Here is a 16023-nt window from a genome sequence, read left to right as displayed (position 1 = left end):
GGTGGTACTTGCAAAGCGCGCAACACCTGTACTGGCTAAACATCATTAAACAGAGGCTCCTTTGAAACCTCTTTGTATTGCCCACAGAGGCTGCACTGCGGCCGATCGTCCGGAAAACTCCCTTGCGGCTGTCGAGGCGGCGCTCGCCTTTGGCGTCGATGGTATCGAAGTGGATTTGTGGTTTCTACACAATCGCTTCTGGATCACCCACGATCGCTTTATCGACACCATGTCCGGAAACAAACAACTGATTACCAGCCTGAGTCGCACCGAGCTGGAAGCCCAGACACTCAGCAACGGCGAACCCCTGGCAGACCTGCCGGAGCTTTTGCGTTTAGTGCAGGGGCGCTGCCTGCTGAACCTCGAGCTGAAAAACAGTGGCGGCAGCACACTTTTAGCCAAAGCGCTCGATGATTTTCGGCAAGAGTCAGCTGCGGAGCTCGACCACATTGTGATCTCCAGCTTCAATCATCACGAGCTTTTCGCCTGTCGCCAGCAACTGCCAAACATCAAGCTTGGCGTGCTGCTCGAAGGCCTGCCTCTGAATTACGCCGCCTGCGCCGAGCCGCTCAAGCCCTACTCTTTTAACAGCGCCGTGTCCTGGCTGAGCAGAGCTCTGACAGACGATGTTCATGCCCGGGGCTTTAAGCACTGGGTGTACACCGCCAATGTTCCCGCCGACTGGCAGTGCATTCTCGACTATGACATCGACGCCTGCTTTACCGACCGGGCTGCCGAGTTTACTGCCTACTGCCAGGACCCAGCTGCCGGCACATCACATTGACCCACTGGCCTCCAAGGCGCACACGCCGCACGCGCTGCCATCCCCGGCGCTGATAGTAATCTGTTTTCTCGGTCGCCGTTAGCCAGAGGCTGTCCAGGCCCAAACCGAGCGTATGGTCCACCACAGTATCAATCAGGAATGATGCCAGACCGAGTCCGCGAAATTCAGACTCCAAGTATAAATTACTCAGCCACAGCGGCGTATCCGGCGCCAGCGCTTGGCCCGCACCGCCCACGTGATAACTGATCAGGCTGACGCAACCGACTGCCGCACCCGCTTGCCTGTCGACGACTACCCAGGTTCGCGGAACGCTCTGCTCCACCGACAAGTGCTGAGAAAGTCTTTCTCGCCGACGCTCGTAACGACTGTTTAGACCCTGGCGCAAACACTCTTTGTGATGCCAGCGGGCGATGGTATCGACACTGTGGGGACACAGTGCCAAATCTGCAATCGCAAAACGCTCAACAGCGCCCGACTCACCCCTGCTGGGCGCCAAACCACTGGACCTGCTCACCGTGCGCCTGCTTGTCGGCGTGATAAGACGAGCGCACCAGCGGCCCACAAGCGGCGTGCTTAAAGCCCAGTTGCTCTGCCAGCTGAGTGTACTCGGCAAATTCGTCCGGATGGACGTAGCGATCCACCGGCAAATGGTCTTTGGAGGGTTGTAAGTACTGGCCAATGGTGATCATATCAATCTGGTGCTCGCGCATATCGCGCATCACCTGAATAATTTCTTCCTTGGTTTCACCCAGCCCCACCATAAGACCGGACTTGGTCAACACATCCGGGCGGCGCTTTTTATATTCAGCGAGCAGCTTTAGGCTCCACTGGTAGTTCGCGCCGGGTCGAGCTTGCCGATAAAGGCGCGGTACCGTTTCCAGATTGTGGTTAAACACATCGGGCGCCTCTTTTTCCAAAATATCCAGCGCCGGCTCCATGCGACCGCGAAAGTCCGGTGTCAAGATCTCTACTTGCAACTGAGGGGAACGCTGCCGCGCTTCGCGTATACAGTCGGCAAAATGCCCGGCGCCACCGTCGCGTAGATCGTCGCGATCTACCGAGGTGATCACCACGTACTTGAGCCGCAACTCGGCGATGGCATTGGCCAGGTGCGCTGGCTCTTTTTCATCCAGAGGGTTAGGTTTGCCGTGTCCTACATCGCAGAAAGGGCAGCGACGGGTACAAATGTCGCCCATAATCATAAACGTGGCCGTGCCACCGGAGAAACACTCTCCGAGATTGGGGCAATTCGCCTCCTCGCAAACCGAGGACAAGCCATTTTTGCGCAGTAATTTTTTTATGCGATCCACTTCCGGCGACGCGGGCACCCGCACCCGGATCCAGTCCGGCTTGCGCGGAGTCTCGACCGCATCCGAGGCAATGACCTTGACCGGAATCCGCTCGACCTTGTCCGCATCGCGCAGCTTTTCACCTTGCTTGTGGCGACGGGTACGTTTAACCGGTTGGATATCGGGAATCTCTGTGGTCATAAACAACTCTTTCAATGGTTACTGCGGTGTCGACAGGCCCTAAATGGCCGCGGGGCGATAGCACGTGGCGGGCATTATACCGGTTTTGTCGCCCAGTTTCTGTACAAAACAGCTGACCCACTGCCGACCGACTGAGCCAATATCCGGTGCCTGCCCCAGCAATCTCGCCATATCCGTCATGGCCAGGCCCGGATAGCCGCAGGGGTTAATTCGGGCGAAGGGCGCCAGATCCATATCCACATTGAGGGCAAGACCGTGAAAGCTGCAACCGCGCCTCACTCTGAGCCCCAGCGAGGCTATCTTGGACTCACCTACGTAAACGCCCGGGGCGTCCGGCCGGGCACGGGACGGAATGCCGTAGTCGGCCAGCAGCTGCACCAAGGATGTTTCGAGAAGGTTGACCAGATCCCTGACGCCGATTTTGCAACGCCGCAAATCCAGCATCAGGTAGGCGACCAACTGACCGGGACCGTGATAAGTGACTTGCCCGCCCCTGTCAGATTGCACCAGCGGTATGTCGCCCAGCATTAGTAAGTGCTCACCTTTGCCGGCTTGCCCCTGAGTAAACACCGGAGGATGCTCCACCAGCCAGAGCTGATCCTCGTCATCCTCGCCACGCTGGCTGGTGTAATCAGACATGGCGCGCCAGACAGACTCGTAATCGCGGCGCCCGAGCTCGTGAACAATAAGAGTGTGGTCGGGCATCAGAGTACGATTTTAACAGCGGGGTGAGCGCGCAAGTCCTTGTGAATGGTCTCCAGCTGTGCGATACCCGTGGCGGTAATGTAAACGGTCACCGACTGGTAGCGCCCTTTACCGCTGTCGCGCACGGTAATTTTGCCGGCATCGAAGCCCGGAGCATGGTTTTCCATCACCTCAAGCACCAGCGAGTAAAGCGTCTCACCGGCATCGCCCAGTACCTTAATCGGGTAGTCCGGGCAGGGAAACTCAATTTTGGGGGGATTTTGCTCTGACATGCGGCCTCGTCGTCTGAAAACTGGGCCGCATTATATCAGATTGACCTGGAGGCTAACTCAGCAGGCCGGTTATAAACAGCTTGATGGCATCGATCAGGCGAGCGATAAAGCCCGCCTCCTCAACGGCAGCCGCCGCGACAGCGGGCACCTCGGCGAGAGTCTCACCATCAAGGCTGAGCGTCAACGTACCCACCTGCTGGCCCTGAGTCACCGGGGCCTTGATGGTATCGGGCAGACTGAGGTCGGCCTTCAGCTGATCCCGACTGCCACGGGGAATGGTCAGAACGATGTCTTCCGCCACCGAAAGCGATAAGGTATCCGACTCGCCATACCAGATTCTCGCACTCTCAAGCGTCTCCCCCGCTTTGTAAGCGGTAGCGTTTTCGTAGTACCGAAAGCCATAAGCCAAGAGCTTCTGGGTTTCGGCAGCACGCGAATCCTCGCTACTGGTGCCCATCACCACCGAAATCAGACGCATGTCACTGCGCTCAGCAGAGGCCACTAAACAATAACCAGCCTCTTCCGTGTGTCCGGTTTTAAGCCCGTCCACCGAACTGTCGCGAAATAGCAGACGGTTGCGGTTGGGCTGGTTGATGTCGTTGTATTCAAAATATTTTTCGGCGTACAGCGGATAATAAGAAGGGTGATCGTTAATAATCGCTTCAGCCAGTATGGCCAGATCGCGCGCCGTGGTGAGATGGCCCTCAGCCGGCCAGCCGGTCGAATTGACATAGTGAGTATTCGTCATACCCAGCAACTCGGCCGTCTGGTTCATCACATCGGCAAAAGCGTCTTCACCGCCGGCAATGTGCTCAGCCAAAGCGACACTGGAATCGTTCCCGGACTGCACGATCACACCCCGCAGGAGATCCATGACCGATACTTGGGTCCCCTCGCGGACGAACATCTTCGAACCGCCCATTTGCCAGGCCTTAACACTGATGTTCACCATGTCCTGCTCACCCAATCGGCCGTGCTCAAGCTCGTTGGTGACGATATAGCTGGTCATCATTTTGGTGAGGCTGGCGGGGGGCAACTGCTCATCGGCGTTGTGCTCCACCAGAACTTTACCGGTGGTGGCATCGAGCAACAAATAGGCGGATGCCGCCAGCTGGGGTGGAGCCGGAATCAGCACTTGTTGTGCATGAGTGGCCAGGGAAAGAGCAAAAACACCAATAAAAGCGATAAATTTGGAAAACATGTGTTGTCAGGTCTGGTTAGTGAGTTCAAACGGTTGGTAAGAGCTGGCAGTTTACCCCAAGCGGCCGCGAGCGGCGAATTCATTGCACTGTATGGCTGGAATATATCCCAGCTTTGGGAAGCAGTGCTTTTACCCGGTTCACAGCCTGTTCGTCCGCCAGGGGTCCTATACGAACTCTATAGAGTGCCTTTGCCGCCAAAAATTCACTGACAAAGACACGTGCTCCCGTCGCCTTGGCCACTTTGTCCCGCAGGGCTTTGGCACTGGCAGCCGAACTGAAGGCTCCCACTTGCAGATAAATGCCGTCGGATTCGGTGGCCGGCCGGTCTAGAGGGCGCAGTGGTGGCGGCGGAGTATCGCCGGGGATCACAATTTCCACCTCCACTGGGCCAGTGCCCGTCTGGGTAATCCCGAGGCGTTGAGCGGCCGCATAACTGAGATCAATAATTCTTCCAGCGTGAAAGGGTCCGCGATCATTGACCCGGACCACCACGCTGCGACCGTTGTCCAGATGGGTCACCCGCACATAGGAAGGTATTGGGAGTGTCTTGTGCGCCGCGGTCATGGCATACATATCGTAGACCTCGCCGTTGGATGTGTTATGGCCGTGAAATTTTTTCCCGTACCACGACGCCGTGCCTCGCTCTTTGTAATTGGTTTCGTCTTCTATCAAATAGTAGGTCTTACCGAGCACCGTATAGGGGTTTTTGTTTCCCGCTCGGGTGCGCGGCTCGACTCTGGGTACGGCATCGGGCACGTGAGACAAGTCCACTGCACGCTCCGGCCCTTTGTCCTGATCCAACTCGTAGCGCGACTCTTGTGGTGAGTGCGGTGACGAACAGGCACTCAAGAGTCCGATGAGTGCCAATGCTACACAAACCTTGCCAAACTGAGTCTCGCTCACGGATCCTCCTGCACTAAGTCACTGCCCTTTCGCAAAATAGCCTGCGCCAATTGATGGACCGCCAGGGCGTACATGGCACTGCGGTTGTAGCGAGTGATCACATAAAAATTGGTGAACGTCAGCCAGTACTCTTCACCCAGCGGGCCGTCGAGCGCAATGGCATTGGCCAGATCTGTCTCAAGCACCTCGAACACGGGGGTCAGACCAGATTCTGTCCAAAAAGAAACCGGCTGCTCGGGCTTGGCAATGGCGCTGGGCAGAGGACCAATGTCCTTCTGCTCGGGCCTTGCACGCACAGCCACATAAGCGCCCGGCTGCCAGCCGTGGCGGACAAAGTAATTGGCCACTGAGCCTATGGCATCGGTCGGATTATTCCAGATATCCGGCCAGTCATCACCGTCAAAGTCGATGGCGTAGCTTCGGTAGCTCGACGGCATAAACTGACCCAACCCCATTGCGCCGGCGTAAGAGCCTTTGTTCTGCATGGGATCCTTGCCGTGTTCGCGCATCAACAGCAAGTAATGCTCGAGCTCGCGGGTAAAAAAATCACTGCGCGGCGGGTAATCAAAGGCGAGCGTGGAAAGGGCATCCATGACGCGATAGCTGCCGGTGATACGCCCGTAATAAGTCTCGACCCCGATAATCGCCACAATATACTCCGCGGGCACCCCCAGCTCACGTTCGGCCTTGCGAAAAGCGCTGTGATGCTCGCGCCAGAAGGCTACCCCTTGGTCGATACGCTCTTCGGTGAGAAACAGTTTGCGATACTCTGCCCAGCTCTTGGTCTTTTCGGCCGGGCGCGCAATGGCCTCGAGAATCGACGTACTCTTTTCCACCTTGGCAAACAGCGCCATTAACTCAGCTCGCTCAAAGCCGTGCTCGGCGACCATGGCATCGACAAACTCCTGGGCCTCGGGGCTCTGGCGATAGTCGGCATGGGCGAGCGTTGCGAGAAGCCCCGAAGCAATGCCGAGAGCGGCGATTAAAAAGCGCTGTACTTTCTTCATAGAAATAATGGCCCTGGGGTTACCCTCATAAAACCGACAGTTTCATCAACGAGTTACGCGCTTGGGCTCTGTGGCAATCGCCATCAATATCCCAAAGCCGGTCATCAGTGTCACAATGGAGGTACCCCCCTGACTCACCAGAGGCAGGGGCACTCCTACCACTGGCAGCAAGCCAGACACCATGCCGATATTAACAAACACGTATACAAAAAACGTCAGAGTAATGCTCGCGCCGAGCAGCCGGCCAAAGCTGTCCTGCGCACGTAGAGCAATCGTCAGTCCACGCAGGACCACCAGCAGGTAGAGCCCGAGCAGGATAAGCACGCCAATCAACCCGAACTCCTCGGCGAGAACCGCAATAATAAAGTCCGTGTGCCCCTCTGGCAGAAAATCCAGGTGAGACTGAGTCCCCTGCAGCCACCCCTTACCCGGGACACCGCCCGAGCCAATCGCGGTTTTCGACTGAATAATATTCCAGCCTGCTCCCAGACGATCATCCTCCGGGTTCAGTAGCGTCAGAACTCGGCGCTTTTGATAATCGTGCAAAACAAACTGCCACAAAGGCCATAAGCTGAGCAATAAAGCGCCAATCGCAGCAAAAATATACCGCCAGGAGAGCCCAGCGAAAAACAGCACCATCAAGCCCGAAGCTGCTACCAGGATAGAGGTCCCCAAATCCGGCTGCTCGATGATCAACACCACGGGAATCGACACCAACACCAGGGTCCAGAAAATATGCTTAAAGACAGGCGGCAAGTGTCTTTGGCCGAGGTAAGCCGCTATGGCAACCGGCATGGCAAGTTTCATAAACTCGGAGGGCTGAAAACGAAAACCGCCAATGCTGAGCCAGCGCTGGGCACCTTTCGCCCCCACCCCGTAAAAGACCACCAGTAGTAAGAGCCCCACGCCAACCACATAGGCCCAGGGTGCCATGCGCCGCATAAAATGCACAGGCACCTGGGCCACCACCATCATGGCGACAAAGGCAATCACAAAATAGACCCCCTGCCGCTTGATGGTCCCGAGGGACTGGTCGCTGGCACTGAATAGCACCACCAAGCCGCCGGCGCTGATGGTCAGCAGCAGCAGCAATAACCAGAAATCCAGATGCAGCCTCTGCTGCAAGCGATCGCGTTTTCGCAAAGCGCGATCGGACTCGGGCAAGCGGCGCAAAAAATCCTGATTGGGCATCATTCGGTCTCCCGCAAGAGCCAGGCATCAAACACCCGCCGCGCCACCGGAGCAGCCGCACCGGAACCGGACTCTGCATTTTCAACCAATACCGCCACCGCAATCTGCGGATCTTCCAGCGGCGCAAAACCCACAAACAACGCATGATCCCGGTTGCGCTCGGACAGCGCCTCAGAGTCGTATTTCTCGCCCTGGGCAATAGCCACCACCTGAGCGGTACCTGTTTTTCCCGCCATTCGATAGGGCGCTCCCCGGCGGATGCGCTGCGCCGTGCCATGCACGCCGTGCACGACCTCTTCCATGGCCTCAATAATGACATTCATGTGTTCTTCGCTGACAGACACCTCCCCCAGTAACTCCGGTGGCCGCGGTTCACCGCCAACGCTAGCAACCATCTGCGGCCGATAGTGTTTGCCGCGGCTGGCGAGTGTGGCCACCATTACGCCAAGCTGCATGGGCGTAGCCAAAACGTCGCCCTGGCCGATGGCCACGTTCAGGCTGTCGCCGGGAAACCAGGGCAGACCACGAGCACCGCGCTTCCAGTCTCGCGAGGGCCAAAGCCCCCGACGCTCGTTGGGCACATCAATGCCGGTTTTTTCTCCTAGCCCGAACTGATAACCAAAGCTGTGCATGTCGTCGATGCCCATCCGGTGGCCCAAATCGTAGAAATAGGTATCGCAGGACTCCGCAATCGCCTGCTTCAAGTCAACCTTGGTACCGTGCCCCTGGCGCTTCCAGTCGCGGTAAAACCGTGAATCGTTCTTTAACCGGTAGTAGCCTGGGTCGTAAATCGTGTCCTCGGGAGTAACCACCCCGAAGTGCAAGCCCGCCATACCAACCACCGGCTTGATAGTGGACCCCGGCGGGTACTGCCCCTGCAAAAAACGATTAAACAGTGGCAAATCCGCCGACTGATTGAGCGCCCGATAGTCTTTAAAACTGATACCTGTGACAAACAGATTGGCATCAAAGCTCGGCGCACTGGCCGCCGCGAGTATACCGCCGGTTTTGACATCCACCGCCACCACTGCACCGCGATTGTCTTCAAGGGCGGCGAACGCCTCGCGCTGCAGCTCAGTATCCAAATGCAACACCAGATCTTTGCCGGGCTTGGGGTCACCGCTTTCCAAGACGCGCAGCACTCGGCCCCGGGCATTGGTTTCCACGTTTTGATAGCCCACCTCGCCCAACAGCTGCGTTTCGTAAGCTTTTTCCAGACCGATTTTGCCAATGGAGTGGGTGCCGGAGTACTGTTGGTACTCCTCCTCAGTAAAGCCCGCCAACTCACGCTCATTGATCCGCCCGACGTAGCCAATGGTGTGGGCAAACATTTCGCCGTGCGGGTAGTAGCGCACCAACTGGGCGTGCACCTCCACCCCGTCAAGGCGAAATTCGTTGACCGCCAGGCGGGCGATTTCGTCCTCCGTCAGGTTATAGCGCAGGGGAACCGCGTCGAAAGGACGGCGGCGCTGGCGCAACTGGTCGTTAAATTTTTCAATATCATTGGGGGTGATAGTCACCAAATCGGACAATAGCTCCAGCGTATGGCCGAGATCTTCAACCCGCTCGTGAACCACTGACAGGGTGTAACTGGCGCGATTCTCGGCCAACAGTTCGCCGTCGCGATCGTAAATCAACCCGCGGGTGGGGGCGATGGGCAAGACGTGGACGCGGTTGCGATCGGACTGGGTGACATAGTCCTCATGATGTGTCACTTGCAACGAGTAAAAGCGCACCACCAGCAAAGCGGTAAGAAGCACAATCACCACACCGGCGAACAGGGCTCGCGAGAAGAATAGCCTCGCTTCGCGGTGGTGATCTTTAAACTGGCGCGCTTCAGACATAGCGAATTCTTGCGGGGCCCGTGATGGCGAATCTGTGTATTGTATGGTTGTTATTTGTGGTAGGGATGGTTGTTTAATACCGTCCAAGCTCGGTACAACTGCTCCATTAGCAATACCCGCACCAGCGGATGGGGCAACGTCAATGCCGATAGCGACCAACGCTGATCGGCCACGCGCAGCACTGCCGGAGCCAAGCCATCAGGCCCGCCTACCACCAGGCTAACGCCGCGCCCCTCCATACGCCAGCCGGCCAACTCGGCGGCCAGCTGCTCTGTACTCCAGCTTTTGCCCTTTACATCCAGCGCAATGACTTTATCGCCTTTGCCAATGGCCGCCAAAATGGACTCGCCTTCGCGCTCCATGGCCCGACCGAGGTCGGCATTCTTGCCGCGCACCGCCAGAGGCAATTCGACCAGTTCGACTTGCATATCACCACGGGGCAAACGCTTCGCGTATTCGCCAAAGCCCTCCTGCACCCAGGCGGGCATACGCGAGCCGACGGCAATCAATTTTACGCGCACACCAGGGCCTTTAGTCCGCTGAACGCCCCGCTGGTTCAACCGACCAGAGTTTTTCCAGGTCGTAGAACTCGCGGGTCTCGGGCAACATAACGTGGAGCACGGTGTCGCCAAAGTCGACCAGGACCCAGTCGCCGCTCTCCATGCCTTCCACCCCGAATGGCTGAAAGCCCTGCTTTTTGGCGTCCTCCACCGCGTTTCCCGCCAGGGATTTTACGTGGCGCTTGGAGGTGCCGCAGGCGATGATCATGGTGTCCATCACGTCGCTTTTACCGCGCACATCGACTTGAACCACCTCTTTGGCTTTGAGGTCATCAAGGGCTTCGAGCAGCAAGGGGTTGAGTTTGTCAGACATTGTATACCTATGATTTATCAGTAGTTTCTGGAGCACGGGCTGCGTAGAGTCCGTGCTCGGCAATATAGCGACGCACCGTCTCCGGCAGCAGGTAGCGTGTTGACAAGCCCGCCGCCGTAAGAGTGCGTATTTCGGTGGCACTGATGGCCAGCGCACGAATATCCAGATGCACCACACGCCCCGCGACCGCCTGTTCCAGCACCTTGGCATCGGCGCGGTGCTCGCGATCGAAGGCCGCCAACTCACCGTCTTCGGGCATGACATATCCCGGGCGGCTTATCACCACGATGTGTCCATACTTGAGCAATTCTAACCATCGGTGCCAGCGCGGCAGGCCGAGGTAGGCATCCATCCCCATGATCAACGATATTGACGCCTCTCGCCCCTGCTCCTGACGGAGCTCGGCCAGGGTATCGAGCGAGTAGGACACGCTACCGCGCTTGAGCTCGCGGGTGTCGAGTTTGAGCGTCGGGCTGGAGGCAACCGCCAACTCGACCATGCGCGCCCGGCGCTGACTGGCAACGCTCGGATCCTCACGGTGCATGGGGATATGGCAGGGCACAAGCAACATTTGATCAAAGCCAAGTTGTTGCACCAGATCCAGCGCCAGGCGCAAATGACCGTGGTGAATCGGGTTAAAAGTCCCTCCGAAAACAGCGACTTTAGGGCGCATCAGTGACGAATATGACCATCACCCAACACAATCCACTTCTGCGAGGTCAGCCCCTCCAGCCCCACAGGCCCACGAGCGTGAATCTTGTCGGTCGAGATACCGATTTCAGCGCCCAGACCATACTCAAAGCCATCGGCAAAACGTGTCGAGGCATTGATCATCACCGAGGCGGAATCCACTTCCGTGAGAAAGCGTCGACCACGAGTAAAGTCTTCTGTGACAATCGACTCGGTGTGCTGCGAGCTGTAACGGGCAATGTGCTCAATCGCCTCATCGAGCGACGCCACTATCCGAATGGACAACACCGGCGCCAAGTACTCCGTCTGCCAGTCCTCCTCGGTTGCCTCGGAGGCCTCGATCAAGCAGCGGGTTTTGTCACAGCCGCGCAGCTCGACCCCCTCGGCGCGGTAGGCATCGGCCAGGCGCGGGAGAATCTGCGCCGCCACCGCCTCATCCACCAGCAGGGTTTCCATGGCATTGCACACGCCATAACGGTGGGTTTTGGCGTTCAGAGCAATGGCAAAGGCTTTGTCCAGGTCGGCCTTGGCATCGATGTAGACATGGCAAATACCGTCGAGGTGCTTGATAACGGGCACCGAGGCTTCACGGGAGATACGCTCGATCAGGCCTTTGCCTCCGCGTGGAACAATAACATCCACCCACTCGGGCATAGTAATCAACTCGCCAACCGCGGCCCGATCCGTGGTTTGAATCACCTGAACAGCGCTGACCGGCAGTCCTGCGGCCGTGAGACCGCGCTCAATACACTCGGCGATTGCCCGGTTGGAGTGAATGGCTTCACTGCCGCCGCGCAAAATCGCGGCGTTACCGGACTTCAAGCACAAGCTGGCGGCGTCAATGGTGACGTTGGGGCGCGACTCATAGATGATGCCCACCACGCCGAGCGGCACACGCATTTTTCCCACCTGGATGCCACTTGGCCGATAGCTCATATCGGTGATTTCACCGCAGGGATCCGGCAGCGCCGCCACCTGGCGCAGGCCTTCAATCATGCCATCAATGGTCTGGGGTTTGAGAGCCAGGCGGTCCAGCAGAGCGGCGTCCAGCCCATTATCGCGGCCGGCAGCCAGGTCTTTTTCATTTTCCCGGGCGAGGTGCTCGCGGCTGGCATCCAGCTCGCGGGCCATGGCCAACAGCGCCTCGTTTTTTACCCCGGTACTGGAGGCGGCCAACACTCGCGAGGCTTCGCGCGCCGCGCGGCCCACCTGCGCCATGTATTCTTTCACAGAAACCTTATCCAACATGCGTAAAACCTGTGTCTTTCAACGAAAAATCGCCGCAATTATACCCGTTTAGTAGCGGGTTTGCGGGTTTTTAGCTTCAGTTTGTGTTCAGCCTGCCGCCGGCATTCTCTAGACATCGAATACACCGACCCGTTGCTGTCTGATAAGCGTTTGTGACTGCCAGGCGGACCTGCTACCGCTTAGCCCGTTAAACTGTGGCGCGAGCGTCTGGCCCGAGCAGACGGTTTGAGGTGCTACAATGGCTTCTGGATTCCAAAGCCCAAGCCCTAAGCTGGCTTCCAGGGGGTGAATTCATTGAGTATTAACAGGCCCTAATCCACTATGATCCGACCGTTGCTGTGCATTTTCCTCATACTGCTGGCGAGCGCCACCCAGGCGCGCCAGCCGATTCCGCCCTTTGCCGCGCCCCAGGCGATAAACCAGTGCGCCGTGTCGGCGGCGCAGGCGGGCAAGATTGCCAGCAAAACCTTTGGCGGCAAGGTACTCGACGTCAAAGCCATGCAAGTCAATGGTCGCAGCGTCTACCGGGTTAAATTGCTACAGCCTTCAGGGCGCATCCACTCTGTGCTGATTGACGCCGCTAGCGGCAAACCGTTGCAATAGGGGGCAAGCATGCGCCTGCTGATAGCCGAAGACGATCCCGCCTTGAGCGAAAGCATTGCCAGCCAGCTCAAATCTGCCGGCTTTGCCTGCGACTGCGCTCTGGATGGTACCGATGGCCTCTACCAGGGCGAGGAAGTAGACTACGACCTCGCGATTATCGATCTGGGCCTGCCCGGCCTCGACGGTATCAGCCTGATCCGTGCCCTGCGCCAGAGACAGAGAAACTATCCGGTCCTGATTCTCACCGCCCGCGATGCCTGGCAGGACAAAGTCGAAGGGCTGGAGGCCGGCGCCGATGACTATCTCACCAAACCCTTCCACCCGCAGGAACTGATGGCGCGAGTTCATGCCCTGCTGCGCCGCTCCCACGGGCTGGCGCAGAGCAAGGTGCGTTTCGGACCGCTGGAGCTGGACACAGATGCCAAGACCGTCGCGGTTAATGGCCAGATGGTCGAATTGACAGGTTACGAGTACAACACCCTCGCCTATCTCGCGTTAAACGCTGGCAAAGCCATCTCCAAAACCGAGTTGACAGAACACCTGTACGCTCAGGATTTTGATCGAGACAGCAATGTGATCGAGGTTTTTATCGGCCGGTTGCGCAAGAAACTCGACCCGGACGGCGCCCTGAACCTGATCTCCACCCAGCGCGGGCTTGGCTACCGCTTTAACCTCAGCCGGAGCGGTGGGTGAAGCTGGGCACGCTCAAAACCCGCCTGCTCAGCAGCTCTATGCTGATTATGATTCTGGTACTTCTGATCACCGGCGCCGCCCTGGATAGAGCCTTTCAGAGCAGCCTGCTGGCGGCCGAAACCGTGCGACTCGAGCGCTACTTCTACCTGCTGTTCAGTCTCGCCGAGCTTGAAAACGGACAACTCCAGCTACCAGAAGCCATGATTGAGCCGGATTTGGAGCAGACTACCTCGGGCGTAGCAGGCTTTGTCTTTCGAGGCGACGGCCAGCAGCTCTGGCGCTCGGCCTCAAGCGCCCTAATGAATGATACTCCCGGCTACCAAAGCTTCAGTGAGCTCTGGCAGCCCGGTGAGCTCATCGTTCAGCGCGCAAGCGCCGGGGACACCCCCCCTTTTCTCGCCCACTTCGACGTCCTATGGGAAACCGAGGCCGGTGTAACAATTCCATACCGTTTCGCGCTGGTGCATGCCGGAGAAAGCTATTACAGTGCTCTGTCGGCTTTTCGTACTCAGCTGGGGCGAGGCCTGCTGATTGCAGCCGGCGCTCTACTCCTGCTGCAGGGCCTGATCATCGGCTGGGCACTGAAACCTCTGCGGCAGTTGGCGCGAGCACTGGAGAGAATGCGCAGCGGTGAAACCTCGCACCTGACAGGTCACTACCCGGGTGAAATTCAGCAAGTGGTCAACAGCCTCAACCGGGTGCTGGAAAGTGAGTCGCGTTTGCGCCGACGCTATCGCAACAGCCTGGGCGATCTGGCTCACAGCCTGAAAACCCCTTTGGCGGTACTCAAGTCAGCCAGAGCGCCGCAAAGCGCCGAGGCGTACAGCCAACAGGTGAACGAACAAGTGGAAAGGATGGACCAAGTTGTGAAATACCAATTGCAAAGGGCCGTGAGCGAGCAAAACAGCGGCAGCAAATCTCAAGTTCCAGTCGCCCAAACGCTCGAGCGCCTGGGGCAGTCACTGAAAAAAATCTACCGCGACAAAGGCATCAGCCTCGCCATCGATGTGGACGAGACACTGATGTTTGTCGGCGATGAGCAGGATTTTCTGGAAATTTTTGGCAACCTGCTGGACAACGGTTTCAAGTACGGTAATCACCAAGTGACCGTGAGCGCCCAACTGCAGGGCGAGCAACTGCACATCAACGTGGATGACGACGGCGGCGGCATTGCCGAGTCACTGCGCAGCAGCTCCCTTGAACGCGGCCAGCGGCTGGATACTTCAAAGCCCGGCCAGGGTATCGGCCTGGCCATCTGCGCCGACATTGCCGCCGGCTATCAGGGGCAACTAAAAATCTCCCGCTCGGCACTCGGCGGCGCGCGCTTTAGCGTCAAGCTGCCCGGCACTCAGCGCCGGGGCGATCAAGCGTAACCGTCCGGATTGGCGCTCTGCCAGCGCCAGGTATCGCTCATCATTTGCGCCAGATCGTACTCGGCCTGCCAGCCCAGGCGCCTTTTGGCCTCTGCGGGGTCGGCGTAGCAGCAGGCGATATCGCCGGGTCGACGGGGTTTGATCCGGTATTCCAACGGCTTGCCGCACGCCACCTCAAAGGCCTTTAACACCTCTAGCACAGAGTAGCCCCGCCCGGTGCCCAGGTTGTAAGCCTGGCAGCCCTTCCCACCCGCGAGCTGCGCCTCGAGCGCGGCCACGTGTCCCCGCGCCAGGTCCACCACATGAATGTAGTCGCGCACACCGGTGCCATCGGGGGTCGGGTAGTCGTCGCCAAACACCTGCAAAAAGGGCAGCTTGCCGACCGCCACCTGAGCCACATAGGGCACGAGGTTGTTGGGTATGCCCGCCGGATCTTCACCGATCAAGCCACTGCTGTGAGCACCAATCGGGTTGAAATACCGCAGCAGCGATATGGCCCACCGGCTCTCGGGCGCCCGCGCGATGTCTTCCAGCATCTGCTCAATAATCAGCTTACTGCGGCCATAGGGGTTGGTGGCGCTGCGGGGAAATGTCTCGTCAATGGGCACCGAGGCGGGATCGCCATAGACTGTAGCCGACGAGCTGAAAATCAGCCGGTAAACACCCGCTGCAGCCATGGCCTCGCACAAGCTCATGGCGCCGCCGACGTTGTCGCGGTAATAGGTCAGAGGAATTTGGGTGGATTCACCCACCGCCTTCAGGCCGGCAAAGTGCATCACCGCCGCTACCGTATGCTCGGCAAAGACTCGTTGCAAGCCCTGAACATCGTTAATGTCCAACTCATAAAGCGCGGGCTTTACGCGGGTGATTTGCTCGATGCGCTCAAGCACCTTAGGGCTACTGTTGCAGAAATTATCGACAATGACCGGGTCAAAACCGGCATTGATCAGTTCTACGCAAACATGGCTGCCGATGTAGCCGGCGCCCCCCGTTACCAATATGGTTTTACCTGCCCCGCGCATCCATTACCCCCCTCAGTATCAATGAGCGGGAATTATGCCACACAAACCACAACGCGCTGAGCGGGTAGGCGTGACCGGACGGGCATAAAAAAGGGGCAAACCGAAGTTTGCCCCGAGAGCTTC

18 protein-coding genes are annotated in these 16023 nt (G+C 58.1%); 4 read left to right on the top strand and 14 right to left on the bottom strand.

The annotated features are described in order from the left end of the window. The first annotated feature begins 61 nt into the window (after positions 1–61). Positions 62–784, top strand: coding sequence for a glycerophosphodiester phosphodiesterase (locus tag QWI16_RS15295; protein WP_302714383.1), 723 nt, complete (start codon positions 62–64; stop codon positions 782–784). Here QWI16_RS15295 and QWI16_RS15290 read toward each other — a convergent pair. The 13 genes from QWI16_RS15290 to QWI16_RS15230 form a co-directional block, all read right to left on the bottom strand. Further along, a complete protein-coding gene (locus tag QWI16_RS15290; protein ID WP_302714382.1) occupies positions 741–1298 on the bottom strand; it encodes a GNAT family N-acetyltransferase in 558 nt (185 codons plus the stop codon). The genes QWI16_RS15295 and QWI16_RS15290 overlap by 44 nt on opposite strands. Next, on the bottom strand, positions 1261–2274 hold the full coding sequence (gene lipA, locus QWI16_RS15285; RefSeq protein ID WP_302714381.1) for a lipoyl synthase: 1014 nt from the start codon (positions 2272–2274) through the stop codon (positions 1261–1263). The genes QWI16_RS15290 and lipA overlap by 38 nt, the downstream gene beginning before the upstream one ends. A gap of 39 nt (positions 2275–2313) precedes the next feature. Next, positions 2314–2979 carry a lipoyl(octanoyl) transferase LipB gene (lipB, locus tag QWI16_RS15280; RefSeq protein WP_302714380.1) on the bottom strand — a complete coding sequence of 222 codons (666 nt, stop codon included), beginning with the start codon at positions 2977–2979 and terminating at the stop codon, positions 2314–2316. Beyond that, positions 2979–3251, bottom strand: a complete 273-nt coding sequence (locus QWI16_RS15275) for a YbeD family protein (protein ID WP_302714379.1) — start codon at positions 3249–3251, stop codon at positions 2979–2981. The genes lipB and QWI16_RS15275 overlap by 1 nt, the downstream gene beginning before the upstream one ends. A gap of 52 nt (positions 3252–3303) precedes the next feature. Beyond that, positions 3304–4452, bottom strand: coding sequence for a D-alanyl-D-alanine carboxypeptidase family protein (locus QWI16_RS15270; RefSeq protein WP_302714377.1), 1149 nt, complete (start codon positions 4450–4452; stop codon positions 3304–3306). A 79-nt stretch (positions 4453–4531) separates the two neighbouring features. Beyond that, entirely contained in the window at positions 4532–5356 is an 825-nt protein-coding gene (locus tag QWI16_RS15265; RefSeq protein WP_302714375.1) for a septal ring lytic transglycosylase RlpA family protein, read from the bottom strand. Then, the gene (mltB, locus tag QWI16_RS15260) at positions 5353–6363 is read right to left on the bottom strand and encodes a lytic murein transglycosylase B (RefSeq protein WP_302714373.1); all 1011 of its coding nucleotides are present in this window, start codon (positions 6361–6363) and stop codon (positions 5353–5355) included. The genes QWI16_RS15265 and mltB overlap by 4 nt, the downstream gene beginning before the upstream one ends. Positions 6364–6408: 45 nt before the next feature. Further along, the gene (gene rodA / locus QWI16_RS15255) at positions 6409–7557 is read right to left on the bottom strand and encodes a rod shape-determining protein RodA (protein WP_302714371.1); all 1149 of its coding nucleotides are present in this window, start codon (positions 7555–7557) and stop codon (positions 6409–6411) included. Continuing rightward, positions 7554–9398 carry a penicillin-binding protein 2 gene (gene mrdA / locus QWI16_RS15250; RefSeq protein WP_302714369.1) on the bottom strand — a complete coding sequence of 615 codons (1845 nt, stop codon included), beginning with the start codon at positions 9396–9398 and terminating at the stop codon, positions 7554–7556. The genes rodA and mrdA overlap by 4 nt, the downstream gene beginning before the upstream one ends. Before the next feature lie 50 nt (positions 9399–9448). Beyond that, complete coding sequence (gene rlmH / locus QWI16_RS15245) at positions 9449–9919, bottom strand: 23S rRNA (pseudouridine(1915)-N(3))-methyltransferase RlmH (protein WP_302714367.1); 471 nt, start codon at positions 9917–9919, stop codon at positions 9449–9451. A 10-nt stretch (positions 9920–9929) separates the two neighbouring features. Then, positions 9930–10271 carry a ribosome silencing factor gene (gene rsfS / locus QWI16_RS15240; RefSeq protein WP_302714365.1) on the bottom strand — a complete coding sequence of 114 codons (342 nt, stop codon included), beginning with the start codon at positions 10269–10271 and terminating at the stop codon, positions 9930–9932. A gap of 7 nt (positions 10272–10278) precedes the next feature. After that, positions 10279–10944: a nicotinate-nucleotide adenylyltransferase gene (gene nadD / locus QWI16_RS15235; RefSeq protein ID WP_302714363.1), complete on the bottom strand. Its 666-nt coding sequence runs from the start codon at positions 10942–10944 to the stop codon at positions 10279–10281. Next, positions 10944–12209, bottom strand: a complete 1266-nt coding sequence (locus QWI16_RS15230; RefSeq protein WP_302714361.1) for a glutamate-5-semialdehyde dehydrogenase — start codon at positions 12207–12209, stop codon at positions 10944–10946. The genes nadD and QWI16_RS15230 overlap by 1 nt, the downstream gene beginning before the upstream one ends. Positions 12210–12530: 321 nt before the next feature. Here QWI16_RS15230 and QWI16_RS15225 point away from each other — a divergent pair, with 321 nt between their 5' ends. From QWI16_RS15225 to QWI16_RS15215, 3 genes are read left to right on the top strand one after another with little or no spacing between them, the layout of a single operon-like run. Further along, positions 12531–12812 (top strand): PepSY domain-containing protein, encoded by a 282-nt coding sequence (locus QWI16_RS15225; protein ID WP_302714358.1) that lies wholly within the window; start codon positions 12531–12533, stop codon positions 12810–12812. Positions 12813–12821: 9 nt separating this feature from the next. Continuing rightward, positions 12822–13505, top strand: coding sequence for a response regulator transcription factor (locus QWI16_RS15220; protein WP_302714356.1), 684 nt, complete (start codon positions 12822–12824; stop codon positions 13503–13505). Further along, positions 13502–14878, top strand: coding sequence for an ATP-binding protein (locus QWI16_RS15215; RefSeq protein ID WP_302714354.1), 1377 nt, complete (start codon positions 13502–13504; stop codon positions 14876–14878). Before QWI16_RS15220 ends, QWI16_RS15215 begins: the two co-directional genes overlap by 4 nt. Here the strand turns inward: QWI16_RS15215 and galE are convergent. Beyond that, positions 14869–15900, bottom strand: coding sequence for a UDP-glucose 4-epimerase GalE (gene galE, locus QWI16_RS15210; RefSeq protein ID WP_302714352.1), 1032 nt, complete (start codon positions 15898–15900; stop codon positions 14869–14871). The genes QWI16_RS15215 and galE overlap by 10 nt on opposite strands. Between the last annotated feature and the right edge of the window lie 123 nt (positions 15901–16023).

Source organism: Gilvimarinus algae (genome assembly GCF_030518215.1).
Lineage (GTDB): Bacteria > Pseudomonadota > Gammaproteobacteria > Pseudomonadales > Cellvibrionaceae > Gilvimarinus > Gilvimarinus algae.
This window is presented reverse-complemented; position numbering and strand designations above follow the sequence as displayed.

Coding starts and splice junctions, on each gene's coding strand:
- lipA (WP_302714381.1), bottom strand. CDS start 2,274: ATGACCACAGAGATTCCCGATATCCAACCGGTTAAACGTACCCGTCGC.
- lipB (WP_302714380.1), bottom strand. CDS start 2,979: ATGCCCGACCACACTCTTATTGTTCACGAGCTCGGGCGCCGCGATTAC.
- QWI16_RS15275 (WP_302714379.1), bottom strand. CDS start 3,251: ATGTCAGAGCAAAATCCCCCCAAAATTGAGTTTCCCTGCCCGGACTAC.
- QWI16_RS15270 (WP_302714377.1), bottom strand. CDS start 4,452: ATGTTTTCCAAATTTATCGCTTTTATTGGTGTTTTTGCTCTTTCCCTG.
- mltB (WP_302714373.1), bottom strand. CDS start 6,363: ATGAAGAAAGTACAGCGCTTTTTAATCGCCGCTCTCGGCATTGCTTCG.
- rodA (WP_302714371.1), bottom strand. CDS start 7,557: ATGATGCCCAATCAGGATTTTTTGCGCCGCTTGCCCGAGTCCGATCGC.
- mrdA (WP_302714369.1), bottom strand. CDS start 9,398: ATGTCTGAAGCGCGCCAGTTTAAAGATCACCACCGCGAAGCGAGGCTA.
- rsfS (WP_302714365.1), bottom strand. CDS start 10,271: ATGTCTGACAAACTCAACCCCTTGCTGCTCGAAGCCCTTGATGACCTC.
- nadD (WP_302714363.1), bottom strand. CDS start 10,944: ATGCGCCCTAAAGTCGCTGTTTTCGGAGGGACTTTTAACCCGATTCAC.
- QWI16_RS15230 (WP_302714361.1), bottom strand. CDS start 12,209: ATGTTGGATAAGGTTTCTGTGAAAGAATACATGGCGCAGGTGGGCCGC.
- QWI16_RS15225 (WP_302714358.1), top strand. CDS start 12,531: ATGATCCGACCGTTGCTGTGCATTTTCCTCATACTGCTGGCGAGCGCC.
- QWI16_RS15220 (WP_302714356.1), top strand. CDS start 12,822: ATGCGCCTGCTGATAGCCGAAGACGATCCCGCCTTGAGCGAAAGCATT.
- galE (WP_302714352.1), bottom strand. CDS start 15,900: ATGCGCGGGGCAGGTAAAACCATATTGGTAACGGGGGGCGCCGGCTAC.